Source organism: Kaistia dalseonensis (genome assembly GCF_030814715.1).
Lineage (GTDB): Bacteria > Pseudomonadota > Alphaproteobacteria > Rhizobiales > Kaistiaceae > Kaistia > Kaistia dalseonensis.
In genome coordinates this window covers 625,042-649,794 of the sequence record NZ_JAUSVO010000002.1, presented here as the reverse complement: position 1 = coordinate 649,794, position 24,753 = coordinate 625,042, and the positions used below count along the sequence as shown (strand labels likewise).

26 protein-coding genes are annotated in these 24,753 nt (G+C 66.9%); 19 read left to right on the top strand and 7 right to left on the bottom strand.

Annotated elements, in window-relative coordinates:
* Nucleotides 1-12 precede the first annotated feature (12 nt).
* Complete coding sequence (gene pncA / locus QO014_RS09235) at nucleotides 13-633, bottom strand: bifunctional nicotinamidase/pyrazinamidase (protein WP_266348390.1); 621 nt, start codon at nucleotides 631-633, stop codon at nucleotides 13-15.
* A 98-nt stretch (nucleotides 634-731) separates the two neighbouring features.
* Complete coding sequence (locus tag QO014_RS09230) at nucleotides 732-1,364, bottom strand: alpha-ketoglutarate-dependent dioxygenase AlkB (RefSeq protein ID WP_266348389.1); 633 nt, start codon at nucleotides 1,362-1,364, stop codon at nucleotides 732-734.
* 224 nt (nucleotides 1,365-1,588) lie between these two features.
* On the opposite strand from QO014_RS09230, the gene dnaK reads away from it, so the two are divergent.
* From dnaK to QO014_RS09180, 10 genes are all read left to right on the top strand, one after another.
* Nucleotides 1,589-3,493, top strand: coding sequence for a molecular chaperone DnaK (gene dnaK, locus QO014_RS09225; protein ID WP_266348388.1), 1,905 nt, complete (start codon nucleotides 1,589-1,591; stop codon nucleotides 3,491-3,493).
* A 127-nt stretch (nucleotides 3,494-3,620) separates the two neighbouring features.
* A complete protein-coding gene (gene dnaJ / locus QO014_RS09220) occupies nucleotides 3,621-4,766 on the top strand; it encodes a molecular chaperone DnaJ (protein WP_266348387.1) in 1,146 nt (381 codons plus the stop codon).
* Between the two features lie 71 nt (nucleotides 4,767-4,837).
* Nucleotides 4,838-5,437, top strand: a complete 600-nt coding sequence (locus QO014_RS09215) for a class I SAM-dependent methyltransferase (protein WP_266348386.1) — start codon at nucleotides 4,838-4,840, stop codon at nucleotides 5,435-5,437.
* 3 nt (nucleotides 5,438-5,440) lie between these two features.
* On the top strand, nucleotides 5,441-6,037 hold the full coding sequence (locus QO014_RS09210; protein ID WP_266348385.1) for a histidine phosphatase family protein: 597 nt from the start codon (nucleotides 5,441-5,443) through the stop codon (nucleotides 6,035-6,037).
* Between the two features lie 60 nt (nucleotides 6,038-6,097).
* A complete protein-coding gene (locus tag QO014_RS09205) occupies nucleotides 6,098-6,673 on the top strand; it encodes an NADPH-dependent FMN reductase (RefSeq protein WP_266348384.1) in 576 nt (191 codons plus the stop codon).
* A gap of 22 nt (nucleotides 6,674-6,695) precedes the next feature.
* Nucleotides 6,696-7,403 carry an orotidine-5'-phosphate decarboxylase gene (pyrF, locus tag QO014_RS09200; RefSeq protein WP_266348383.1) on the top strand — a complete coding sequence of 236 codons (708 nt, stop codon included), beginning with the start codon at nucleotides 6,696-6,698 and terminating at the stop codon, nucleotides 7,401-7,403.
* A 66-nt stretch (nucleotides 7,404-7,469) separates the two neighbouring features.
* Complete coding sequence (gene dapB, locus QO014_RS09195; protein WP_266348382.1) at nucleotides 7,470-8,282, top strand: 4-hydroxy-tetrahydrodipicolinate reductase; 813 nt, start codon at nucleotides 7,470-7,472, stop codon at nucleotides 8,280-8,282.
* Between the two features lie 23 nt (nucleotides 8,283-8,305).
* Nucleotides 8,306-8,926 carry a 2,3-bisphosphoglycerate-dependent phosphoglycerate mutase gene (locus tag QO014_RS09190; RefSeq protein WP_266348381.1) on the top strand — a complete coding sequence of 207 codons (621 nt, stop codon included), beginning with the start codon at nucleotides 8,306-8,308 and terminating at the stop codon, nucleotides 8,924-8,926.
* Between the two features lies 1 nt (nucleotide 8,927).
* Entirely contained in the window at nucleotides 8,928-9,170 is a 243-nt protein-coding gene (locus tag QO014_RS09185; protein WP_266348380.1) for a type II toxin-antitoxin system HicA family toxin, read from the top strand.
* Entirely contained in the window at nucleotides 9,167-9,391 is a 225-nt protein-coding gene (locus QO014_RS09180) for a type II toxin-antitoxin system HicB family antitoxin (RefSeq protein WP_266348379.1), read from the top strand. The genes QO014_RS09185 and QO014_RS09180 overlap by 4 nt, the downstream gene beginning before the upstream one ends.
* On the opposite strand, the gene queG is transcribed toward QO014_RS09180, so the two are convergent.
* Nucleotides 9,388-10,608, bottom strand: coding sequence for a tRNA epoxyqueuosine(34) reductase QueG (gene queG, locus QO014_RS09175; RefSeq protein ID WP_266348378.1), 1,221 nt, complete (start codon nucleotides 10,606-10,608; stop codon nucleotides 9,388-9,390). The two genes, QO014_RS09180 and queG, sit on opposite strands and share 4 nt — an antisense overlap.
* The gene (locus QO014_RS09170) at nucleotides 10,506-11,198 is read right to left on the bottom strand and encodes a glutathione S-transferase family protein (RefSeq protein WP_266348619.1); all 693 of its coding nucleotides are present in this window, start codon (nucleotides 11,196-11,198) and stop codon (nucleotides 10,506-10,508) included. Before QO014_RS09170 ends, queG begins: the two co-directional genes overlap by 103 nt.
* Nucleotides 11,199-11,353: 155 nt before the next feature.
* Here QO014_RS09170 and QO014_RS09165 point away from each other — a divergent pair, with 155 nt between their 5' ends.
* Nucleotides 11,354-12,160, top strand: coding sequence for an undecaprenyl-diphosphate phosphatase (locus tag QO014_RS09165; RefSeq protein WP_266348377.1), 807 nt, complete (start codon nucleotides 11,354-11,356; stop codon nucleotides 12,158-12,160).
* Between the two features lie 75 nt (nucleotides 12,161-12,235).
* Here the strand turns inward: QO014_RS09165 and QO014_RS09160 are convergent, their stop codons facing one another.
* Nucleotides 12,236-13,207: a complex I NDUFA9 subunit family protein gene (locus QO014_RS09160; RefSeq protein WP_266348376.1), complete on the bottom strand. Its 972-nt coding sequence runs from the start codon at nucleotides 13,205-13,207 to the stop codon at nucleotides 12,236-12,238.
* 77 nt (nucleotides 13,208-13,284) lie between these two features.
* The gene (gene hrcA, locus QO014_RS09155) at nucleotides 13,285-14,370 is read right to left on the bottom strand and encodes a heat-inducible transcriptional repressor HrcA (protein ID WP_370877114.1); all 1,086 of its coding nucleotides are present in this window, start codon (nucleotides 14,368-14,370) and stop codon (nucleotides 13,285-13,287) included.
* Between the two features lie 129 nt (nucleotides 14,371-14,499).
* Between hrcA and rph the strand changes: the two genes are divergently transcribed.
* The 3 genes from rph to hemW are packed head-to-tail and all read left to right on the top strand — an operon-like array spanning nucleotide 14,500 to nucleotide 17,024.
* Nucleotides 14,500-15,213, top strand: a complete 714-nt coding sequence (rph, locus tag QO014_RS09150) for a ribonuclease PH (RefSeq protein WP_266348375.1) — start codon at nucleotides 14,500-14,502, stop codon at nucleotides 15,211-15,213.
* A 6-nt stretch (nucleotides 15,214-15,219) separates the two neighbouring features.
* Nucleotides 15,220-15,861 (top strand): RdgB/HAM1 family non-canonical purine NTP pyrophosphatase, encoded by a 642-nt coding sequence (gene rdgB / locus QO014_RS09145; protein ID WP_266348374.1) that lies wholly within the window; start codon nucleotides 15,220-15,222, stop codon nucleotides 15,859-15,861.
* 5 nt (nucleotides 15,862-15,866) lie between these two features.
* Nucleotides 15,867-17,024 carry a radical SAM family heme chaperone HemW gene (hemW, locus tag QO014_RS09140; RefSeq protein ID WP_266348373.1) on the top strand — a complete coding sequence of 386 codons (1,158 nt, stop codon included), beginning with the start codon at nucleotides 15,867-15,869 and terminating at the stop codon, nucleotides 17,022-17,024.
* Between the two features lie 7 nt (nucleotides 17,025-17,031).
* Here hemW and QO014_RS09135 read toward each other — a convergent pair whose 3' ends face one another.
* Nucleotides 17,032-18,201 carry a penicillin-binding protein activator gene (locus QO014_RS09135; RefSeq protein WP_266348372.1) on the bottom strand — a complete coding sequence of 390 codons (1,170 nt, stop codon included), beginning with the start codon at nucleotides 18,199-18,201 and terminating at the stop codon, nucleotides 17,032-17,034.
* Between the two features lie 170 nt (nucleotides 18,202-18,371).
* Here QO014_RS09135 and rsmI point away from each other — a divergent pair, with 170 nt between their 5' ends.
* The 5 genes from rsmI (at nucleotide 18,372) to QO014_RS09110 (ending at nucleotide 24,746) form a co-directional block, all read left to right on the top strand.
* Entirely contained in the window at nucleotides 18,372-19,322 is a 951-nt protein-coding gene (gene rsmI, locus QO014_RS09130; protein WP_266348371.1) for a 16S rRNA (cytidine(1402)-2'-O)-methyltransferase, read from the top strand.
* Nucleotides 19,303-19,707, top strand: coding sequence for a YraN family protein (locus tag QO014_RS09125; RefSeq protein WP_266348370.1), 405 nt, complete (start codon nucleotides 19,303-19,305; stop codon nucleotides 19,705-19,707). Before rsmI ends, QO014_RS09125 begins: the two co-directional genes overlap by 20 nt.
* A gap of 164 nt (nucleotides 19,708-19,871) precedes the next feature.
* Nucleotides 19,872-20,813, top strand: a complete 942-nt coding sequence (gene gshB, locus QO014_RS09120; RefSeq protein WP_266348369.1) for a glutathione synthase — start codon at nucleotides 19,872-19,874, stop codon at nucleotides 20,811-20,813.
* Nucleotides 20,814-21,027: 214 nt separating this feature from the next.
* Nucleotides 21,028-22,560, top strand: a complete 1,533-nt coding sequence (locus tag QO014_RS09115) for a YifB family Mg chelatase-like AAA ATPase (RefSeq protein WP_266348368.1) — start codon at nucleotides 21,028-21,030, stop codon at nucleotides 22,558-22,560.
* Between the two features lie 239 nt (nucleotides 22,561-22,799).
* On the top strand, nucleotides 22,800-24,746 hold the full coding sequence (locus QO014_RS09110; protein WP_266348367.1) for a hybrid sensor histidine kinase/response regulator: 1,947 nt from the start codon (nucleotides 22,800-22,802) through the stop codon (nucleotides 24,744-24,746).
* Nucleotides 24,747-24,753: the final 7 nt, after the last annotated feature.

The following is a 24,753-nucleotide window of genomic DNA, read 5'->3' as shown; positions in this document are numbered from 1 at the left end:
GAGGCGGCGGCGTCAGATCGCCCCCGACGTGAGGCGCATGACGCCGACCTTGTCCATCGCCGCCAGCGCCGCGGCGAGCGAACCTGCCGTGTCGATGGCGCGGCAGGCATCCTCGATCACGATCGTCTCGATACCGTGGACGCGCGCGTCCTGCGCGGTCCACGACACGCAGAAATCCGTGGCGAGGCCGACGATGAAGGCGCGCTTGATGCCGCGCTCGGCGAGATAGCCGGAAAGACCCGTCGGCGTCTGGCGATCGGCCTCGTAGAAGGCGGAATAGCTGTCCGCATGGGCGTGATAGCCCTTGCGGATGATGAGTTGCGCATGGGGAATATCGAGACCCGGCGCCAGCTCGGCGCCGCGCGTCCCCTGGATGCAATGGTCCGGCCAAAGCACTTGCGGGCCGTAATGCAGGTCGATCATGTCGAACGGCTTGTGCCCGGGATGGGCGGAGGCGAACGAGATGTGGCCGGCCGGGTGCCAGTCCTGGGTCAGGATGACGTTCTTGAAGGACTTGGCGAGTTCGTTCACCAGCGGCACGATCGCGTCGCCATCGGTAACGGCGAGGGCGCCGCCCGGCAGGAAATCGTTCTGCACGTCGACGACGATGAGAGCGCTGGTCGAATCCGTCAAGGAAGGTTCCTCCGGCTGAGGGCGCGCCGACGCGCGAAACGGCGCGAGCCGGGAGCATGATGGGCTGCGGGCGATAGAGCCCGCCGGGGCGGAGGGCGTCAACCGGCTTTGGTGACGCGCCGAAGCGTGAGGTTGATGCGCCCGCCCTGCGAGAGCAGCGTCGAGGTACCGGGATAGATCCGGTCGACCCCGTGATAGGCCTCGCGCGCGGCCCCGCCCAGCACGACGACGTCGCCTGACGAGAGGCGAAACGATCGCGTCGGGTCACTCCGATCCGGGCCGCCGACACGAAACAGGCAGCTGTCGCCCAGCGAGACCGAGACGACCGGCGCCGCGCGCTCCGCCTCGTCCCCATCGCGATGCAGGCTCATGCGGGCCTCGGGCGCATAGAAGTTCACCAGGCAGGCCTCCGGGGAATCGGGAAAATCGGCAACCTCCTGCCAGAGATCGAGCAGCATGGCCGGAATAGCGGGCCAGGGCCGGCCGGTCGTGGGGTGAAGCGGCTGGTAACGATAGCCGTCCTTGTCGGCGACCCATCCGAGCGACCCGCAATTGGTCATCCGCACCGAAAAGGGCTTTCCGGTCCATGGCATGGCCGGGCGATAGAACGGCGCCTCGGCGGCAATGGCGCGAATCACCTCACGCAGCGTCTCCTGGGCCGCGCGGTCGAATCGGCCCGGCAGCAGGCGCAGCCCGGCGGGAAGCGCCGCTTTGCGGTCATCGGCGGTCATTGCCTCGCTCTCCTCGTTCAAATCAGCCAAACGGTCGCAACATCAGGCTCAGCGCCGCCTTGCGGCCTTTTCGGCATCTTCTTATATACGCCCAGAACCCGCACGACCCGGTCCGCCGAGTTCGCTGCAAATCAAAGTGTTCATGGGGGCCGTTCCGGCGATAGCCGGTACGGCGGAAGCCTCTGAGAGGGTCCGCACGGCCCGCCGACAAGGAGAGAGAAGATATGGCTAAAGTCATCGGCATTGACCTCGGAACGACCAATTCCTGCGTCGCCGTGATGGACGGCAAGACCCCGAAAGTCATCGAGAACGCCGAAGGCGCGCGCACGACACCGTCCATGGTGGCGTTCACCGACGGTGGCGAGAAGCTCGTTGGCCAGCCGGCCAAGCGCCAGGCGGTCACCAATCCGGAACATACGTTCTTCGCGGTGAAGCGCCTTATCGGCCGCCGCTATGACGACCCGATGGTCGAGAAGGACAAGCACCTCGTCCCCTACAACATCGTCAAGGGTCCGAACGGCGATGCGTGGGTCGAGGTCGAGGGCGAGAAATATTCGCCGGCCCAGATTTCGGCCTTCATCCTGCAGAAGATGAAGGAAACCGCCGAGGCTTTCCTCGGCACCAGCGTCGACCAGGCGGTCATCACCGTCCCGGCCTATTTCAACGACGCCCAGCGCCAGGCGACCAAGGATGCCGGCAAGATCGCCGGTCTCGAGGTCCTGCGCATCATCAACGAGCCGACGGCGGCGGCGCTCGCCTATGGCCTCGACAAGAACGAGGGCAAGACGATCGCCGTCTATGACCTCGGCGGCGGCACGTTCGATATTTCGGTGCTCGAGATCGGCGACGGCGTCTTCGAGGTGAAGTCGACGAACGGCGATACGTTCCTCGGCGGCGAAGACTTCGACATGCGTCTCGTCAATTATCTGGCCGACGAGTTCAAGCGCGAGCAGGGCATCGACCTGCGCGGCGACAAGCTCGCCCTCCAGCGCCTGAAGGAAGCGGCCGAGAAGGCCAAGATCGAGCTCTCCTCCTCGCAGCAGACCGAGATCAACCTTCCCTTCATCACCGCCGACGCCAAGGGCCCGAAGCACCTTGCGATCAAGCTGACGCGCTCGAAGTTCGAGGCGCTGGTCGATGATCTCGTGCAGAAGACCGTGGCGCCCTGCAAGGCGGCGCTCAAGGATGCCGGCCTCACCGCCGGCGAGATCGACGAGGTTGTCCTGGTCGGCGGCATGACGCGCATGCCCAAGATCCAGGAAATCGTGAAGCAGTTCTTCGGCAAGGAGCCCCATAAGGGCGTCAACCCGGATGAAGTCGTCGCCATGGGCGCCGCGATCCAGGCCGGCGTGCTTCAGGGCGACGTCAAGGACGTTCTGCTTCTCGACGTGACCCCGCTTTCGCTCGGCATCGAGACGCTGGGCGGCGTGTTCACCCGTCTGATCGAGCGCAACACGACGATCCCGACCAAGAAGAGCCAGGTCTTCTCGACGGCTGAAGACAGCCAGTCCGCCGTGACGATCCGTGTCTTCCAGGGCGAGCGCGAAATGGCCGCCGACAACAAGATGCTCGGCCAGTTCGACCTCGTCGGCCTGCCGCCGGCACCGCGCGGCGTACCGCAGATCGAAGTGACCTTCGACATCGACGCGAACGGCATCGTCAACGTCTCGGCCAAGGACAAGGGCACCGGCAAGGAGCAGCAGATCCGCATCCAGGCCTCGGGTGGTCTTTCCGACGCCGACATCGAGAAGATGGTCAAGGACGCCGAGAGCCACGCGGCCGAGGACAAGAAGCGTCGTGCGGTCGTCGAGGCGAAGAACCAGGGCGAAGCGCTGGTCCATTCGACCGAGAAGTCGCTCGGTGAATATGGCTCCAAGATCGCTGCGGCCGACAAGTCCGCGATCGAGACGGCCATTGCCGATCTGAAGACCGCGCTCGAAGGCGATGATGCCGAAGCGATCCAGCAGAAGACCAACGCTCTGGCGCAGGTCTCCATGAAGCTGGGCGAGGCGATGTACAACGCGTCGCAGTCCGACAATGCCGCCGGCAATCCCGAGGCAACCGGCTCCGACGATGTTGTCGACGCCGACTTCGAGGAAGTCGACGACGACAAGAAGAAATCGGCGTAAGTTTCACGCTGGTCGATTGGAGCCCGGCGCGGCAACGCGCCGGGTTTCATCTATGTGATGCGGCGTTTCTGTCGCTGCCGGCCCATCGCCCGGATTTTTGCGTTCTTACCACCACGAGCTCTGCCGGATGGCCAAACTCGACTTTTACGAAGTGCTGGGCGTCGCACGCGACGCCGACGACAAGGGCCTCAAGACCGCCTTTCGCAAACTCGCCATGCAGTGGCACCCGGACAAGAATCCGGGCGACAACACCGCAGAGGCGAAGTTCAAGGAGATCAACGAGGCCTATGAGACACTGAAGGACCCGCAGAAGCGCGCTGCCTATGACCGCTATGGTCATGCCGCCTTCGAGAATGGCGGACCGGGCGCTGCCGGCTTCTCCGGCGATTTCGCCTCGTCCATGTCCGATATCTTCGACGACATATTCGGCGAGTTCATGGGTGGCGGCCGGCGCGGCGGTGGTGGCCAGCGCGGCAGCAGCGGCGGGCGCGAGCGCGGCGCCGACCTGCGCTACAACATGGAAATCACGCTGGAGGAAGCCTTCGCCGGCAAGACGGCCGAAGTGCGCGTGCCGACCAAGGTGGCCTGCGAGGCCTGCTCCGGTACCGGCGCGAAGCCCGGCTCCCATCCCAAGGTCTGCACCACCTGCGACGGCCATGGCCGCGTGCGGGCGGCGCAGGGCTTCTTCTCGGTCGAACGTACCTGCCCGACCTGCGGCGGGCGCGGCGAGATCATCTCCGACCCGTGCGACAAATGCGGTGGTTCCGGCCGCCGGACCGAGGAGCGCACGCTCCAGGTCAATATCCCGGCCGGCATCGAGGACGGCACCCGCATTCGCCTCTCCGGCGAGGGCGAGGCAGGCCTGCGCGGCGGTCCGACCGGCGACCTCTATCTCTTCCTGTCCGTCAAGCCGCACAGCCTGTTCCAGCGCGAGGGTGCGGACATCTTCTGCCGCGTGCCGATCTCGCTCACCACGGCCGCTCTCGGCGGGCAGTTCGATGTGCCGACCGTCGATGGCGGCAAGACGCGCGTGAAGGTTCCCGAGGGCACGCAGACGGGCAAGCAGTTCCGCCTGAAGGGCAAGGGCATGCCGGTGCTGCGCTCGTCGCAGATGGGCGACATGTACATTCAGGTCGCCGTCGAAACGCCGCAGAACCTTTCCCGCCGGCAGCGTGAGCTGCTCGAGGAATTCGAGACCGTCTCCTCCGAGGAGAACAGCCCCGATTCAGCCGGCTTCTTTGCCCGCATTCGCGATTTCTTCGGCGGCACCTGAGGGATCGTCCGTCACGAGATTGCCGCGAACTCTGCGGCATAGTCCGCCGTGTGGCTGAATCGGGGAAATCAATGGCGTCGGTGAGCAAGCAGGCCCTGAAAACGGGTTCCTTCGCGGATCAGGTCCGCTTTCTCCGGAACTGGGCGGCGAAGCCGCTCACCACCGGCGCCGTCAGCCCCTCGGGGCGGGCGCTGACCAAGCTGATGGCGAGCTTCGTCGATCCGACCGATGACCGGCCGGTGATCGAGCTCGGGCCGGGCACCGGCGTCGTGACCGAGGCGCTTCTCGAGCGCGGCGTCGCGCCCAAGCGCATATTCTCGATCGAATACAATCCCGACTTCTGCAAGCTGCTCGAGGATCGCTTCAAGGGTGTCCGCATCGTGCAGGGCGACGCCTATACGCTGAATGCGACGCTGAAGGGCATCGTCGAGGGCGATGTCAACGCGGTGATCTCGAGCCTGCCGCTGTTCACCCGGCCGCCGGAGACCCGACGCGCGCTGATCGTGGAAGCGCTGGCACGCATGCCCGTCGGCCGTCCCTTCATCCAGTTCTCCTATGCCCTCGTGCCGCCCGTCCCTGCCGAGGCGGGCCGTTTCACGGTCGAGCATACGCATTGGGTGATCAGGAACCTGCCGCCGGCGCGCGTCTGGCTCTATCGCCGCGTTGCCTGACCGGTGACGGTCGTCCTCTATCTGAGCCATCCGCAGGTCGCGATCGATCCCGCTATTCCGGTGCCGGAATGGGGGCTGTCGCCGGTTGGCCGGGCCAGAACCGAGGCGTTTGGCGCGACCGCCATCATGCGCCGCGTCGACCGCGTCGTGACCAGCACCGAGACGAAGGCGATCGAGACCGGCGCCCTCCTTGCCGGAACCATCGGACTCGCCATCGATATCCGCCCGGACCTGCACGAGAACGACCGCTCGGCGACCGGATTCCTGCCGCCGGACCAGTTCGAAGCGATGGCCAATCGCTTCTTCGCCGAACCGGCGGCGAGCATTGGCGGCTGGGAACGGGCGATCGACGCGCAGGCCCGCATCCATCGTGCCGTAACCGTGGCGCTCGACGAGGCGCCCGCGCGTGAACTCACCCTTTTCGTCGGCCATGGCGGCGTCGGTACGCTGCTGATGTCGCGCTGGGGCGGCTTCGCAATCGACAGGAAACACGACCAGCCGGCCGGCGGCGGCAACTGGTTTGCCTACGACACGGCAAGCTCGAGGCTGATATCGTCCTGGCAGCCGATGGAAATCGACCCGATCACGGTTCTCGGATAGGACGCGCTGCCGTATAAGGGCGCGTCGCCCCTATCGCACCGGACCTGTCACCAGCCGGCCATGCCCCAAGCCCGCATCCTCGTCTTCGCCGGATCGACGGCGCCTGCCGCCGCGGCCAGCCGCCTGGCTGCCGCGTTTGCGCGCGAGCTGGCCTTTCTCGACGCCGATGTGACGCTGATTTCGCTTGCCGACTACAGCCTGCCGCTGCACGACCCCGATGCACCACGCCCGCAGGTGCCGATCGCTGCCGCGAAGCTGCGCTCCCTGCTGAAGGGACACCACGCCGCCTTCATCGCCACGCCCGAAATCAACGGCTCCGTCCCCGCTTTGTTGAAGAACGTCGTCGACTGGCTGGAGGAGGAGGAACTCCCCTTCCGCCCGCTTTCGGGACGGATCTTCGCGCTCGGCAGCGTGTCAGCCGATGGATCGGGCGGTCGGCTGGCGCTGGCGCATCTGCGCGCCATGCTCGCCGACGGCCTCGCCGCCACGATCGTCGGGCGCGGGCTCGCCATTGGCGACGCGGATTCGAGCTTCGACGACAAGGGACGGCTCGATGATCCACGACAGGCCGCCGCCATGCAGGCGCTGGCCCGCGAACTCGTCTTCGTTGCCCGCCGCCTCGCGGCCGAACCATGATGACCCATTCGGAGGACCGACCATGCCGCTTCTCGACATTCGCGACCGCCTGATCGTCGGCCTCGACGTTCCGACCGTGGCCGAAGCCGAGGCGATCGTCTCGACCCTCGGCGACACGGTCACCTTCTACAAGGTCGGGCTGCAGCTGCAATTTGCCGGCGGGCTCGACTTCGCCCGCCGCCTGGTCGACCAGGGCAAGAAGGTCTTCCTCGACGTCAAGCTGCTCGATATCGACAACACGGTCGAGCATGCGGTCGAGAACATCGCCAAGCTCGGTTTTCATTTCTGCACGATCCACGCTTATCCGAAGGCGATGCGTGCCGCCGTGAAGGGCAAGGGCATGAGTGACCTTCGCCTGCTCGCCGTGACGGTGCTGACATCGATGGACGAGGCCGATCTCGCCGCCGCCGGCTATGGCGTCGGCACGGCGGAGCTGGTCGCGCGGCGCGCGGCCGATGCGCGGCTCGCCGGCATGGACGGCATCGTCTGCTCGCCGGAAGAAGCGCGCGCCATGCGCGCCATTGTCGGCGCGGGCATGGCGATCGTGACGCCGGGCATACGGCCGGCCGGCTCGGCGGTCGGCGACCAGAAGCGGGTCGCGACCCCCGCCATGGCGATCCGTGCCGGTGCCGACCATCTCGTCGTCGCTCGTCCCATCATCGCGGCGAATGATCCCCGGGCCGCCGCCAAGGCGATCCTTTCCGAGATCGACACGGCGCTTTCGATCTGAGTTCGCCCTTTCCGCGCGCGTGGCCAGCCTGTTATATGCCCTTCTGATATCCGGGGAATTTTCGTCATGACCGATATGGGACTCGTCGTCGTGGGGGCCGCCGGCCGCATGGGCCGCACGCTCATCCGCGTGATCGCGGAGACGCCAGGCGCCAGGCTGGTCGGCGCCATCGAGCATGAGGGCTCGCCCGTCCTCGGCCAGGATGCCGGCGTTCTGGCCGGCCTGCCGGCGCTCGGCGTCCCCGTCACCGACGATCCGCTCACCGCCTTCGCCAAGGCGCAGGGCGTGCTCGATTTCACGATACCCGCCGCCACGATCGGCTTTGCCGAGATCGCCGCGCAGGCGCGCATCGTCCATATCATCGGCACGACCGGCCTTTCCGTCGACGAGGAAGCCAGGATCGATGCGGCGGCGCGCCATGCCGTCATCGTCAAGTCCGGCAATATGAGCCTCGGCGTCAACCTGCTCGCCGCGCTCGTCCGGCAGGCGGCCCGCGCGCTCGATGCCGATTTCGACATCGAAATCGCCGAGATGCACCACAAGCACAAGATCGACGCGCCATCCGGCACGGCGCTCCTGCTCGGCGAGGCGGCGGCGGAAGGACGCGGCGTGGCGCTCGCCGATGTCGCGATCCGCAGCCGCGACGGCCATACCGGTGCGCGCCCGCGCGGCGCGATCGGCTTTGCCGCCCTGCGCGGCGGCTCGGTCGTCGGCGAACATTCGGTTCTCTTTGCCGGCGAGGGCGAAACGATCGGTTTCTCCCACCATGCGGCGGACCGCTCCATCTTTGCCCGCGGTGCCGTCAAGGCGGCGCTGTGGGCGCTCGGCAAGAAGCCGGGCCGCTATTCCATGGCCGATGTGCTCGGCCTTTCCGACTGAACCTCATTGAAGGAATTCACCGCATGGACCGCATTCTCGTGCTCGTGCGCCACGGCCAGAGCGACTGGAACCTGAAGAACCTGTTCACCGGCTGGAAGGATCCCGACCTGACGGAACAGGGCGTGGCCGAGGCCCGCGCCGCCGGCCAGCGCCTCAAGGCGCTGAACCTCTCCTTCGGCGTCGCCTTCACGTCCGAGCTGACGCGTGCACAGCACACGCTGAAACTGATCCTCGACGAGATCGGCCAGCCGGACTTGCAGACGATCCGCGACGTGGCGCTGAACGAGCGCGACTATGGCGACCTCTCCGGCCTCAACAAGGATGACGCCCGCGCCAAATGGGGCGAGGAGCAGGTCCATATCTGGCGTCGCTCCTACGACATCCCACCGCCCGGCGGCGAATCGCTCAAGGACACCGGCGCGCGTGTCTGGCCTTATTACATCTTCAACATCCTGCCGCCGGTCATGCGCGGCGAGAAGGTGCTGGTCGCCGCCCATGGCAATTCGCTGCGCGCGCTGATCATGGCGCTGGAAGGCCTGTCCGGCGAAGAGATCATCCAGCGCGAACTCGATACCGGCGTCCCGATCGTCTACCGCCTCAATGCGGATACGACGGTCGCCGAGAAGAAGGTGCTCAAGGGCTGAGATGAGCAAGCGGCTGGAGCGGATGCGATCTGGTCCGGCCGCCGATTGGACGATCGCCGACGTTGAAGCGGTCTGCCGCGAGTTCGGCATTTTCTGCGAGCCGCCGCGCGGCGGCGGCTCGCATTATAAAGTCGCGCATGCAGCTCTTGACGAAAAGCTGACAATTCCTTCCAAGCGGCCCATCAAGGCCATATATATTCGTCTTCTCGTCGCCTTTATCGATCGTGTGAGACAATCAACGTGACACCGCTTCGATATCCGATCGTCGTTCAACCGCTTTCTATCGAGGATGGGGGCGGTTTTCTCGCATCCGTTCCGGATCTTCCCGGCTGCATGAGCGACGGGGCTACGCCCGAGGAAGCGGTCTCGAACGTTCAGGATGCGATCCTGAGCTGGATTGAAGCCGCTCATGATATGGGCCATGCGGTGCCGGAACCCTCGCGCCATCTGCAGATGGCAGGCTAAGCCACCCATTCCTTCCGCGTTTCTGGATCCGGCTCGCTGGCATGGCGTGCCGTCTTTTGAGCAGCCCATTCCGTCGGGTCCAGTCGCGAAACCGCCCAGACGGCCGCGCCGCGCACGATGGGGGCCGGGTCGTCCAGCAGCGCCAGAACCGAGGGAAGCAATGCCGCATCGGCCGAATTTCCGATGGCGATCAGCACGTTGCGGACGAAGCGGTCGCGGCCGATGCGCTTGATCGGCGAGCCGGCGAAGAGCGCGCGAAAGCCCGAATCATCCAGCGCCGCGAGATCGGCGAGCCGAGGCGCCTCGAGCTCGGGCCGCGACTTCAGCTTCATCTCCGAAGCCGCCTGGGCAAACTTGTTCCACGGGCAGGCGGCGAGGCAATCGTCGCAGCCATAGATCCGGTTTCCCATCGCCGCGCGGAATGCGGCCGGGATCGGGCCGGCATGTTCGATGGTCAGATAGGAGATGCAGCGGCGCGCATCGAGGCGATAGGGCGCGGGAATGGCCTGGGTCGGGCAGGCGTCGAGGCAGGCGCGGCAGGAGCCGCAATGGTCGCGCTCGGGCGCATCGAGGGGGAGTTCCAGCGCCGTGAAGATCGCACCCAGAAACAGCCACGAGCCGAACTCGCGCGAGACGAGATTGGTGTGCTTGCCCTGCCAGCCGAGCCCGGCCGCCTCGGCGAGCGGCTTCTCCATCACGGGCGCCGTATCGACGAACACCTTGACCTCGGCACCGGTCCGCGCGGCGAGGCGCCCGGCGAGCAGCTTCAGCTTGCCCTTGATGATGTCGTGATAGTCGCGATTGCGGGCATAGACCGAGATCGCCCCACGGTCCTTGCGCGCCTGGAGGCCGCGCGGATCGGCGTCCGGACCATAGTTGAGGCCGAGCATGACGATGGAGCGGACATCGGGCCAGAGCACGCGCGGGTCGGCGCGGCGTTCGGCCGTTTCCGCCATCCAGCCCATGGAGGCGTGATGGCCATCATCGAGAAACTGCCGCAGCCGCGCCGGTGCGAGCGGGATGCCGTCCGGCGCCGCGATGCGAACGACATCGAAGCCCTCGGCCTTCGCATCGGCGACGAGGCGCGACTTCTCCTTGTCGAGCGCCGGCGGGCTCAGAAGTCCAGGTCTGCGTAGTGGGTCGCCGCCGGCACGCCCCGGAGCGCGTCGTTCAGCAGCGGGCGGAAGGACGGGCGCGACTTCACCCGCGCATACCACGCCTTCGCCGCTTCGTCCGCGTCCCATGGCACCTCGCCGAGATAGTCGACGCAGGAGATCTCGGCCGCGGCGGCGAAGTCGGCGAGCGACAATTCGCGGCCCGCGAGCCAGTTCCGGCGCGACGCCAGATAGCCGATATACTGGATATGATAGCGGATATTGGCGCGCGCGGCGCGAATGGCCGCCGCGTCCGGCGAATTATTGCCCTCCGCCGTCGTCATGCGGCGCTTGTAGACCTTCTCCGTCACGAGATAGTTCGTCACTTCGCCGTGAAGCTTGTGCGAGAACCAGTCGACCAGCCGCCGCACCTCGGCGCGATCGGCGGCGTGCTCGGGCATCAACCGCATCTCGCCCATGCGCGCACCCTTGGTTTCGACCAGATATTCCGCGATCACCGAGCCGCCGGAGACGACCGTGTCATTGTCGTCGACGAAGATCGGCAACGTGCCGGCGGGGTTCATGACCAGAAGCGCCGGATTGCGGACCCAGGGCTTTTCTTCGACGAACTCGACCGTCTCGTCATACTCGGCCAGCACGAGGCGGACGAAGCGCGAAGCTGCGGAAAAAGGGTGGTGGTGGAGGAGGGACATTGTCACGGCGAACAATTGACGGGGAATCGAAGCGATTTTGCGGCGGTTCGTCCGATTGCAAGCTCGGCTTCAAGGCCCGCATATAGGCGTGCATTGCAACAAGGATCAAGCCGATTCGCGGCTGGTCGCGACGCCCTATATTGACGGGAGCGGTTATGGATACCCAGAGTTTGCTGGATGCGGCGGTGCTCGGCCTGATCGAGGGCCTGACCGAATTTATCCCTGTCTCCTCGACGGGCCATCTCCTTCTCGCCGGCCATTTTCTTGGATTTGAGAGCCCCGGGCGCGCCTTTGAGGTGCTGATCCAGCTCGGCGCCATCCTCGCCATTCTGAGCGTCTATTCGACGCGGCTGATCAAGATGCTGCGCGACCTGCCGACCGATCCCCGCACGCGGCGCTTCGTCGTCGGCATCCTCGTGGCCTTCCTGCCGGCGGTCGTCATCGGTGCTGCAGCGCATGATTTCATCAAGACCGTATTATTCGAGAGCCCGATGCTGATCTGCATCATGCTGATCGTGGGCGGCTTCATCCTGCTGATCGTCGACCGGCTCGACCTGAACCCGCGCTATCGCGACATCATGGATTATCCGATGGCGGTCTATTTCGGGATCGGCGTCGCCCAGTGCCTGGCCATGATCCCGGGTGTCTCGCGGTCGGGCTCGTCGGTCGTCGCCGCGATGGCGTTCGGCAGCGACAAGCGTGCAGCGGCGGAATTCTCGTTCTTCCTCGCCATGCCGACCATGGTCGGCGCCTTCGCCTTCGACCTCTACAAGAACCGCGACGTGATCACGAGCGCGGCCGCGCTCAACATCGTCGTCGGCTTCGTGATGGCCTTCATTGCCGGCGTCTTCGTCGTCCGCCACCTGCTCGACTTCGTCAGCCGGCGCGGCTTCGCGCCGTTCGCCTATTGGCGGATCGTGGTCGGCGCGATCGGCCTTGCTGCCGTGCTCACCTTCGGGTGAGCACACAGTCAAATCCGGCTGACGGTCTTCAGGAGTCAGGTGGAGAGGGTGCGAACCCTCCCCCGGTCAGGATGATCAGGTCGCGCGCTTCTGGTCGAACTGGCCGCGCGGCTTGAAACGCACGAGATAGGACGGAAGCACCGCCTCGAGGCTCGCCGGATTGATGCCGAGCCCCTTCAAGGTCAGTCCGCGATCGATCGCCGCCTGCGAGACGACATTATCGCTCTCCAGCAGCTTGACCTGATCGACCGTCATCAGCGGATTGGGCAGCATCTGCGCGACACTGGCGATGGCGCGCGCCAATCCAAACGGCAGCGACAGCAGCAGGCGCGGGCGCTCGATCTCGGCCAGCAGCAGCTCCAGGCAGGCGCGGAAGGTCTTCACCTCGGGGCCGCCGAGCTCATAGATCTTGCCGCGCTCGACCGTGCCGTCGACGGCACGGGCGATCGCCTCGGCGACGTCGCCGACAAACACCGGCTGCAGCTTGGTCTCGCCGCCGCCGATGAGCGGCAATGCCGGCAGCAGGCGGGCGAGATCGCCGAAGCGATTGAAGAAATCGTCCTCCGGCCCGAACACGATCGACGGCCGCAGCACCACGGCGCCGGGAACCGTCTCGAAGACAGCCGCCTCGCCCTCGGCCTTGGAACGCGCATAGGCCGAAGCCGAATTGGCATCGGCACCGAGCGCCGACTGATGCACCAGCGTCGGAATGCCGGCCGCGCGCGTCGCCTCGGCGACGGCGCGGGCGCCGAAGCTCTGCACGGCGCCAAAGGTCTGGCGGCCGCTTTCGTTCAATATGCCGACGAGGTTAACGACGGCATCGGCGCCTTCAACGGCGCGATCGACCGACCAACGATAGCGCAGATTGGCCTGGACCGGCATGATCTGGCCGACGGCGCCGAGCGGCTGGACATGGCCGGCGAGGTCGGGCCTGCGCACAGCGACGCGCACGCGCCAGCCACGCTTGGCCAGTGCCCGCACCGCATGGCGTCCGACAAAGCCGGATCCGCCGAAGACCGTGACCAGTTTGTCGGTACCCGCCGTCATGCTCGCCTCCAGTTCATTCGAACCGTTCTCATATCGGCTCGCCGCGGAGCTGTACAGGCGCCAAGCGGTCGCGGTTTTCAGCCGATCAGGCGGCCGACGAGCTTGGCCGTATAGTCGACCATCGGCACGATGCGGGCATAGTTGAGGCGGGTCGGCCCGAGCACGCCGAGCACGCCGACCACCCGGCTTTCCGAATCGCGATAGGGCGAGACGACGAGCGAAGAACCGGAGAGAGAGAAGAGCTTGTTTTCCGAGCCGATGAAGATGCGCACGCCGTCGCCTTGTTCGGCCGAACCGAGCAGGCGCACGAGTTCGCGCTGCGTCTCGATATCGTCGAAAAGCAGGCGGATGCGCTCGAGATCGCCGGCAGCGTGCACGTCTTCCAGAAGATTGGCCTGGCCGCGCACGATCAGCGTATCCGGCCGCCCGGCCGCGGCTTCGGCCCAGGAGGCGAGGCCGGCATCGACAAGGCCGGCCGTCAGCTGGTCGAGCTCCGCGCGGGCGCTCTCCTGCCGCCGCAGCAATTCCAGCCGCGCCTCCGAAAGGCTGCGGCCGCGCAGATGCATATTGAGATAGTTAGAGGCTTCGACGAGCGCTGACGGCGTGGTGCCGGGATCGAGTTCGATCAGACGGTTTTCGACCGACCCATCCTCGCCGACCAGAATCACCAGCGCCTTGGTCGGCTCCAGGCGGACGAATTCGATATGCTTGATTCGCTGGTCGACCTTCGAGGCGAGCACGATGCCGGCGCCGCGCGAAAGGCCCGACAGCATGCGGCCAGCCTCGGAGAGCAGCGTATCGACCGTGCGTGCGGTTCCGCCCGCCGCGACACGGCTTTCTATATCGCGACGCTCCTCGGATGTAAGGTCACCCACTTCCAGCATCGCATCGACGAACAGGCGCAGGCCGCTTTCCGTCGGCAGCCGGCCGGCCGAGGTGTGCGGCGCATAGATCAGGCCAAGGCCCTCAAGATCCGACATCACATTGCGGATCGAGGCCGGCGACAGCGCCATGGGCAGGATGCGCGCGAGATTGCGCGAACCGAGCGGCTCGCCGGTCTCGAGGTAGCTGTCGACGATACGGCGGAAGATCTCGCGCGAGCGCCTATCGAGCGCCGCCAGCGCCGATGTCGTCGCTTCCGGTGGAATGCGGTCGCCGCTCAACTCACTTCGGTCCTTCGGCCTGGTTCATATCCTATTAGGTGTCAATTTTTGCGCCGGCTTCAAGCAGGGCTTTGCGTCAGCGGCGCTCGACGGCTACAAGCGGGCGAACGAAACAGTCAGGATTTGCCCATGCGCCCCTCCAAACGCGCCGCCGACGCCATGCGCGCTATCTCGCTCGAACGCGGTGTCGCCAAGCATGCGGAGGGGTCGTGCCTCGTCAAGTTCGGCGATACGCATGTGCTGTGCACGGCGAGCCTCGAGGAAAAGCCGCCGGCATGGCTGCGCGGCACGGGCAAGGGCTGGGTCACCGCCGAATATGGCATGCTGCCCCGCTCGACCGGTGATCGCATGCGCCGCGAGGCGGCGACCGGCAAGCAATCCGGCCGCACCCAGGAAATCCAGCGCCTGATCGGCCGCTCGCTCCGCGCCGTGGTCGATCTCGTCCATCTCGGCGAGAAGCAGATCACCATCGATTGCGACGTGCTGCAGGCCGATGGCGGCACGCGGACCGCTTCCGTCACCGGCGGCTTCATCGCGCTTTATGAATGCATCGAGTGGATGAAAGCCCGGCAGATGGTCGGCCCGAAGGTCATCCGCGATCACGTCGCCGCCGTCTCCGTCGGCATCTATCGCGGCCAGCCCGTGCTCGACCTCGACTATGCCGAGGATTCCGAGGCCGAGACCGATGCGAACTTCGTGATCACCGGCTCCGGCGGCATTGTCGAGATCCAGGGCACGGCCGAAGGCAAGCCCTTCGACGAGGCGGAACTGACCGCCATGCTCGGCCTCGCCAAGAGCGGCATCGCCGAACTCGTCGAACTGCAGAAACTCGCGATCCTCTGAGGCGCCATGACGAACCGACTGAAGCCCGGCGATACGCTGGTCGTCGCCAGCCACAACAAGGGCAAACTGCGCGAATTCGCCGACCTGCTGGCGCCCTTCGGCCTCAAGGTGGTCTCGGCCGGCGAACTCGGCCTGCCCGAACCGCCGGAGACGGGCACGACCTTCGAGGAGAATGCGGCGATCAAGGCCATAGCGTCCACCAAGGGCTCCGGCTTTCCCGCGCTCTCGGATGATTCCGGCGTCTGCGTCGATGCGATCGGCGGCGAGCCCGGCGTCTATTCCGCCGATTGGGCCGGCGCCGACAAGGATTTCGCCCGCGCCATGCGCAATGTCGAGGAGAAGATGCAGCTCGCCGGCGCGCTGACCCCCGACAAGCGCACAGGCCGCTTCGTCTCGGTGCTGTGCCTCGCCTGGCCCGATGGCGAGATCCGCTACTATCGCGGCGAGATCGAGGGCACGATGGTCTGGCCGCCGCGTGGAACGCAGGGCTTCGGCTATGATCCGATGTTCCTGCCCGAGGGGCATGAGCGGACCTTCGGCGAGATGGAAAAAGAAGAAAAGCACGGCTGGTCGGCGGGTCGGAAGGATGCGCTCTCGCATCGTGCCCGCGCCTTCGCCCTTTTCGCCGAAGCGGAACTGGGAGCCTGATCCGCGTGAGCGAGCCGATCGATCCGGGTTTTGGCGTCTATGTGCATTGGCCGTTCTGCGCCGCCAAATGCCCCTATTGCGACTTCAACTCGCATGTCCGCCATCAGGGCGTCGATCAGGATCGCTACGCCAAGGCCTTCATCGCGGAGCTCGAATCGACGGCGGCGCGGGCGCCGGGCCGCACGGTCGATTCGATCTTTCTGGGCGGCGGCACGCCGTCGCTCATGGAGCCACGGACGGTCAGCACGATCCTTGATGCGATCGCTCGCGTCTGGACCGTATCGCCGAATGCTGAAATCTCGATGGAGGCCAATCCTTCCAGCGTCGAGGCGGAGCGCTTCCGCGGCTATCGCGCTGCCGGCGTCAACCGCGTCTCGCTCGGCGTACAGGCGCTCAACGACGTCGATCTGAAGGCGCTCGGCCGGCTGCACAATGCCGAAGAAGCGTTCAAGGCGATCGAGATCGCGCGCTCGACCTTCCCACGCATTTCCTTCGACCTGATCTATGCGCGCCCCGGCCAGACGCCGGCGCTCTGGGCGGCAGAACTCGCCGCCGCCATGGAGCGCGCTTCCGACCATCTGTCGCTCTACCAACTCACCATCGAGCCCGACACGATGTTCGAAAAGCTCTACAAGGCCGGCAAGCTGGTGATCCCGGACGAGGATACGGCAGCGACCCTGTTCGAGATCACGCAGGAGATCTGCGAAAGGCACGGCCGGCCGGCCTATGAGATTTCGAACCATGCCGCGCCGGGCGCGGAATGCCGGCACAATCTCGTCTATTGGCGCTATGGCGAATATGCCGGCATCGGACCGGGCGCGCATGGCCGCCTCGTCGTCGACGGCCGCCGCCATGCAACGGCCACGGCGCGCGAGCCCGAGAAATGGCTCGCCCGCGTCGAATCCTGGGGCGACGGCATCGAGACCGACGACGTACTGACGCCGGAAGAATCAGGCGACGAATTGCTGCTGATGGGGCTGCGCCTCGTCGAGGGCATCGATCTGAGGCGCTACAAGGCGATCTCCGGCCGCAGCCTCGATCATGGCCGCATGGCCGACCTGATCGCCCATGGCATGGTCGAGCGGATCGGCGACCATCACGTCCGCGCCACCCGCTCGGGATCCTTCGTGCTCGACGCGGTCGTCGCCGACCTGGCGGCCTGACGGGAACTCACGCTCCGGCGCGCGAGAATGTCTTCGGTGCCGGATCGATGAGCGTCGCCGTGCCGCTGCCGACTTCATAGACCGCGAGGCCGCGCTGGTTGGTGCCGTCGGGCAGGAATCGGAAGACACCGTCGACGCCCAGGAAGCCGCTCGGATTGGCGATCGTGTCCGCCGTGAAGCGCTTGTCGCCGAAGCGGGCGGCGAGGCCCGCGGCAAGGCTGGTCGCGTCATAGCCGAGCGAGGCGGCCCGGAGCGGCGCCGCTCCGAACGCCGCCTGATAGCGGGCCGCAAAGGCGTTGAAGCCGGACTTGTCCGGTGCCGGATACCAGCCGCCGCGCAGCGCCGATTCCTGCGTGATGCGGGGATCGTCCCATTGGCCGGAGCCGAGCAGCTGAACCTGGCCCTGCCGCACGCCACGCGCCGAAAGGATCTGCGCCAGGAAGGGCGCCGCATCGCCGGCATCCGGCATGAACAGCGCGTCGACCTCGCCCTTCTGGACAATGGCCGCAATCGCTTCGGCCTTTTGCTGCATCGCGACGCGATCGAGCGTGTAGCGCTCGATGGTGACGATGCGGCTGCCGTTCATGGTCACTGATTTCTGCAACGCCGCCTCGACCACCGTGCCGTAGCCATTGGCCGGCAGCAGGGCGGCGATGGCGTGCTTGCCGCGCGAGCCGGCGAACCCGATGATCCGGTCGACATCGGTCTGGGGCAGGAAGCTCAGCAGATAGACGCCCCGCGAGGCGACATTGGTATCCGTCGAGAACGCCACGATCGAGACGCCGGCGGGCCGGGCGACCGCAGCCGCCGCCGTGACCGACGGCGCGAAGAGCGGTCCCATGATCAATTCGGCGCCTTGCGAGATCGCCTCGGCGGCGGCGGCACGGGCGCCTTCCGGCGTTCCCTTGTCGTCCTTGACCAGGATCTGCAGGTTGGCGCCCTGGAACTCGCGCAGCGCCAGCGTCGCGGCGTTCTTGAGGCTCGCGGCGATCAGGCCGGCATTGCCGGTGGCCGAGCTCGGCACCAGGAGCGCGACGCGGACCGTGCCGGTACCAATCGTCTCGCCGGTCGCGGGCTGGCTGGCCGTCGCTGCGGCGGCGCCCGGCGATGCCGATTCCCGCGCCGTAGGCGAACAGGCCGCCAGAAGGCCGGCCGCACTCGCAGCCGAACCCAACATAAAGAACCTGCGATCCAAGCGAACGCCCCCGGGCAACCCCACCGCACCTTCTCCTCAACGGTTCGAAGGGTTAACAATAGAGAAGGGATGTTGACGAATGAGAGGCCAAACCGCGTGTTTTCAGTGTTTTCACAACAGGTGTCACTTCCCCATCACGCTGGCCAAGCGCGATGAGCCCGACCGATGCGCCAACGATCGAGGCGATGGGCCGAAGCTATGCGATCGAAGGCAACGCCTTTCGCGCCCCGCTGATCGAATCCGCGCTTTATATCGTCGCGACCCCGATCGGCAATCTGCGCGATATCACGCTGCGCGCACTGGCGACCCTCGCCGCGGCTGACCTGATCGCCTGTGAGGACACCCGTGTCACGCGCGTGCTGACGCGCCATTTCGCGATCGACACGCCGCTGCTCGCTTATCACGAGCACAATGCCGAGCAGCAGCGGCCGAAGCTCATCGCCGCGCTCGACGCCGGCAAGGTCGTAGCGCTGGTCAGCGACGCCGGCACGCCGCTCGTCTCGGACCCCGGCTTCCGCCTCGTCGGCTCGGTGCTGGAGGCCGGCCACACGGTCGTGCCGATCCCCGGGGCTTCGGCGCTTCTGGCGAGCCTCGTCACATCCGCGCTTCCCACCGACAGCTTCCTCTTCGCCGGCTTCCTGCCGACACGGACCGTCGGGCGCAAGAAGCGGCTCGCCGAGCTCGCCAATGTCCCGGCGACGCTGGTGTTCTACGAATCGCCGCACCGCACCGCCGAGGCACTGGCCGACATGGCGGAAACGCTCGGGCCCGATCGCCCGGCCGTCGTGGCGCGGGAACTGACCAAGACGTTCGAGACCGTGCGCCGCGGCCGGCTCGCGACGCTTGCGGCCGAATTCGCCGCCGAGCCGACGCCGAAGGGCGAGATCGTCATCCTGCTCGGCCCGCCGCTCGCGGTGACGCCCGACGCCGACGACGTCGACAGCCTGCTCGAACGCCTGCTCGCGGACCACCCCGTGCGCGAAGCGGCGCAAATTGCAGCGACGGAGACCGGCCTTGCCCGGCGTGATCTCTACCAGCGCGCGCTGGCGCTCAAATCGGCGGCGGCAGATGACGATGAGGACGATGCCGACGGGGAGTCCTGAGCGCCGGCCACGCGGCCCGAACAGACCCGACCGGCAATCGGCCGAGCGGCGCGGCCGTTTCGCCGAGACGATCGCATCGCTCTTCCTCAACCTGAAGGGCTATCGGCTGGTCGCGCGGCGCTTCAAGACACCGGTCGGCGAAATCGACCTGATCATGCGCCGTGGCGGCACGCTGGTCTTCGTCGAGGTCAAGCAGCGCCGCAGCCGGGACGACGCGCTTCTCGCCATTTCTCCCACGGCAAGGCGAAGGATCCTCCGCGCGGCGGAGGCCTTTCTCGCCCGCAATCCGGATGCGCTCGCGCTCAACCTCCGCTTCGACGTCGTGGCGCTCGCGCCCCGGCGGCTGCCGCACCATCTGATCGATGCTTTTTCGCTCGACCGCTGAGCCGGGATTGCAATTGACCGCCCGCGCGCGAGATAAGGCTAGCCGAAACTACGCGGTACCGCGCCGGCCATGAGGCCGGCACCGGGACTATCGCTTGTCCGATCTCGCATCCGTCTCGCGCCCGCCAAACAGGTCTGGCCGCGAAACGCTCCAAGGGGGCCTTCATGTCGCTTTCCGTCGCCGTCCAGATGGATCACATCTCGAAGATCCATATTCGCGGGGATTCCACCTTCGCCCTGATGCTCGAGGGACAGAAGCGCGGCCACACGCTCTATCACTACACGCCCGACCGGCTGTCGCTGAATGACGGCCGCGTCGAGGCGATGATCGAGCCCGTACAGGTTCGCGACCTGCCCGGCGATCATTTCTCGCTCGGCGAGGCGGAGCGGGCCGATCTCTCCACCTTCGACGCCGTGCTGATGCGCCAGGATCCGCCCTTCGACATGGGCTACATCACGACGACGCATCTGCTGGAGCGCATCCATCCGAAGACCCTCGTCGTCAACGACCCGGCCCATGTGCGCAATGCGCCGGAAAAGATCTTCGTCACCGAATATCCCGCGCTGATGCCGCCGACGCTGATCTCGCGCGATCCCGACGAGATCCGCCGCTTCCGCAACGAGCATGGCGACATCATCATCAAGCCGCTCTTCGGCAATGGCGGCGCCGGCGTGTTCCGTCTCTCCGAGGGAGACCAGAATCTCGGCTCGCTGCTCGAGATCTTCGCCGCCGCCTATCGCGGCGAGCCCTATGTCGTGCAGCGCTACCTTCCCGACGTGCGCGCCGGCGACAAGCGCATCATCCTGGTCGACGGCGTCGCGGTCGGAGCGATCAACCGCGTCCCTGCCGATGGCGAGGCGCGCTCCAACATGCATGTCGGCGGGCGGCCGGAGCCGATCGAGCTCACGCGGCGCGACCGCGAGATCTGCGAGGCGATCGGACCGGAGCTCAAGGCGCGCGGCTTCATCTTCGTCGGCATCGACGTGATCGGCGATTACCTGACCGAGATCAACGTGACCTCGCCGACCGGCATCCGCGAAGTGAAGCGCTTCGGCGGCGCCGATATCGCGGCGCTCGTCTGGGACGCCATCGAGGCCCGCCGCTAGATCGCCATGCGTCCTCGCGGACGCAAAGAGGCGATCTATCTCTTTGTTTGCGCATCGGATCGACCCGAAAACCGGACTCCACTTTTCGGTCCGATGCTCCAGCACCACAACCGCCTACAGCACAAAAACAACCGACAGGCGTATTTTGTTCCCGTCTTGTTCTTGAGTTCGGACCGAAGCTGACCTAAGGTCAGGTTGGTGCGGGGGCAAGATCATGGTTGCGCATGTTACCACTGTGGCATTCCAGGGCGTCGAGGCGGTCGCGGTGGACGTGCAGGTCCAGATCGTGCCTGGGCTGCCCGCCTTCCTGATCGTCGGCCTCGCCGACAAGACCGTGGCCGAGAGCCGGGAGCGCGTGCGCTCGGCGCTGCATGCCTCCGGCCTGGCGCTGCCGCCGAAGCGCGTCATCGTCAATCTCGCGCCGGCGGACCTGCCGAAGGAAGGCAGCCATTACGACCTGCCGATCGCAGCAGCCCTTATGGCCGCGCTCGGCGCGCTGCCCGGCGAGCAGCTCGCGGCCTATGCCGTGCTGGGCGAACTGGCGCTCGACGGCACCATCGCCCCGGTCGCGGGCGTTCTGCCGGCCGCGATCGGCGCCAATGCGATGGGGCGAGGCCTGATCTGCCCCGCCGCGACCGGGCCCGAGGCGGCCTGGGCCAGCGGCGAAATCGACATTCTGGCGCCGCGCAGCCTGATTGCGCTCGCCAATCACTTCAAGGGCACGCAACGTCTGACCCGGCCGGAGCCGGCGCTGATGCGCGAGCCGCCCCTGCTCGCCGATCTCGCCGACATCAAGGGCCAGGAGACGGCGAAGCGCGCGCTCGAAATCGCCGCCGCTGGCTCACATAACCTCCTGATGATGGGCCCTCCCGGCGCGGGCAAATCCATGCTGGCGAGCCGCCTGCCCTCCATCCTGCCGCCGCTCTCGCCGAAGGAGTTGCTCGAGGTCTCGATGGTGGCCTCGATCGGCGGCGAACTGGTCGGCGGCAGGCTGACGGATCGGCGGCCTTTCCGCGCGCCGCATCATTCCGCCTCGATGGCGGCCATGGTCGGCGGCGGGCTGCGCGCGCGGCCGGGCGAAGCCTCGCTCGCCCATCATGGCGTGCTCTTCCTCGACGAATTGCCGGAATTCACGCCGCAAGTGCTCGATTCGCTGCGCCAGCCGCTCGAAACCGGCGAGGCTGTGATCGCGCGTGCCAATCACCGGGTCAGCTATCCCTCGCGCTTCCAGCTGATCGCGGCCATGAATCCGTGCCGCTGCGGCATGGCGGGCGAGCCCGGCCATCAGTGCCGGCGCGGACCGCGCTGCGCCGCCGATTATCAGGCGCGGCTCTCGGGTCCCTTCCTCGACCGGATCGATCTTCGCATCGAGGTTCCAGCCGTCACCGCCGCCGACCTGATCGCGCCGGGGCGCACGGAGGCGAGCGCCGTGGTGGCCGAGCGGGTCGCGGCCGCGCGCGCGGTCCAGGCCGAGCGGTTCCGAGCGCTCGGCCGCGCCGGCATTCTCACCAATGCGCAATGTGCCTCGAGCCTGATCGAGACGATCGCCGCGCCCGACAAGCCCGGGCGCGCGCTGCTCACCGAAGCGGCGAGCGCCATGAAGCTCTCGGCGCGTGGCTATCACCGCGTGCTCAAGGTGGCGCGGACCATCGCCGACCTCGACGGATCGGAAACGGTCGGCCGGCTGCACCTCGCCGAGGCGCTGAGCTATCGCACGAGCGGCGACCGGCTGAGCGCGGCAGCCTGAACGCCGGCGACAGGCTCGCCCGCTTCGACAGAGACCGGGCAGGATGGATAGGCCGGTCGCCCTGATTCGGTTGGGAACCACCGAAGCGGTTCAGCGCCATCGGGCGCCGGCCATCCACGCGACCGCCACGCGCGCAAGCATTTCGCAATCAAGATCGGGCATGATCGGCTGGCTTCGCGCCACCGACCCTTGCAGCCCTCGAGCCTTGCAGTCCTCGACCCGCCGATCAGGAAATCCGAATGTCGATCGACCCGGTCCAGCCGTCATCAGGCGCCTTGCGCCCGCCCCGGCGCGTCCGGGGCATGGCGCTCGGCATTGACGAGGGCTGGCTCGCAACGGCCGAAGGACGACGCTTCCGCCTGCACGCGGTCATCATCATTCTTCTCGCCGGCCTGCCGATCGCCGCGCTCCTTGCCGGCGCCATTGTCCGGCCCGGCTTTGCGGCTGCCGCGCTCTCGCTGGCGCTCGCGCTGATGGCGCTGGCGGTTGCGGCGGTGCTCACCCTGCGCCTGCGCGCGCTGCGTCGCGCGGCGTCCGAGCGGCTGGAAGCGCTGCAGGATGCCGTCTGGGAGCAGCATGATCGCCAGCGCGCCGACGCCAGCGCCGAGGCGGCGCGACACGAACTCGCGGCACTGCCGATCGCAACCGTCAGCCATGAGATGCGGGCGCCGCTGCATGGCATGCTCGGCCTCGCCGACCTCCTGGCCGAAACGCCGCTCTCGGCCGAGCAACTCACCTATGTCCGGGCGCTGCACGATTCCGGCGCCGCACTGGCGCGCCTCGTCGAGGACCTGCTCGATGCATCGCGGATCGCCGCCGGCCGCTTCGCGCTCGAACCCGCACCCATCGACATCGAGCCCCTCATCGAGCAGATCGCCGAATTGCTGGCGCCGCGGGCGCACGCCAAGCGCATTGGCCTCGCGACACGCGCGACCGAAGGGCTGCCGCGCGTCCTGGTCGACGAGGTTCGCCTGCGCCAGATCCTGATCAATCTGCTGAGCAATGCGATCGCCTTTACCGAGAGGGGCGCTGTCGTGCTCGCGGTCGAGGCGGCCGGGCCGCCGGTGAACCAGTCCGTCACGCTGGCCTTCACCGTCAGCGATAGCGGCCCGGGCGTGGCCCCGACCGACCGAGCGCGCATCTTCGGCGATTTCGAGCGTGCCTCGACGATGCGCGGCGGCGCCGGTCTCGGGCTCGCCATTTCGCGCCGCATCGTCGAGCGCATGGGTGGGCTGCTCACGCTCGATTCACGGCCGGGCGGCGGCTCGATTTTCGGCTTCGCGCTCGACCTACCCATCATCGAATGGAGCACCGAACAGCCCACCGCCGAGCGCCTGCCGGGGCGGAGCATGCTGATCATCGCCGAGCCGTCGCTGGAACTGGACGCGACGGCCTCCCTGCTCGAAGCGGCCGAGGCGCGTATCGCGCGCGCGGCCGATATCGCCAGCGCGGTTCGCCGCCTGGAAACCGCACGCGCCGCCAACCAGGCCTTCGACGCGGTGCTGCTCGATGCACGCATCGCCGGCGACAGGCGCGCGACTGTGGAAGCACTGCGCGAGGCGGCGGGCTTCGCGGTGCCGATCATCATCCTGATCGAGCCGGCGGCACGCGGCCAGGTCGACCAGATGCGCGGCGAAGGGCTCGACGCCTATCTGATCCGCCCCATCCGCCGGGCGTCGCTGATGCGGATCGTGGCCGAGACGATCGACAGCCGCGATGCGTTTCATGCCGATCCGCTCGATCGGGCGCGCATCCATGCCGATCGCCCCCATGAGGGCAGGCCGCTCGCCGTCCTGCTGGCCGAGGACGATCCGGTCAATGCGCTGCTCATGCGCGCGTTGCTCGAGCGGCTCGGCCATGCCGTCACCACCGCCAGCAATGCGGCGGCGGCACATGCGGCGGTCGCGCAATCGAACTTCGATCTCGTCCTCGCCGATATTCATCTGGAAGCCGATGACGGCATCGCGCTGATTCGCTCGTTGCGGCAGGATCACGATCAGCTTCCCCGGCTTACTATCGCCGGGATGAGCGCCGCCGCCGAGGGCGCGATCCGGGACGCAGCCCTTGCCGCCGGCGCGGATTTCTTTCTCGAAAAGCCCGTTTCGCCTGCCTTTCTCAGGCAGGCCGTGGACGAGGCGATCCGGCGCCGCGACGTAACCGAGTCCCTTCGTCACCAAACTGTATGATTCGCGT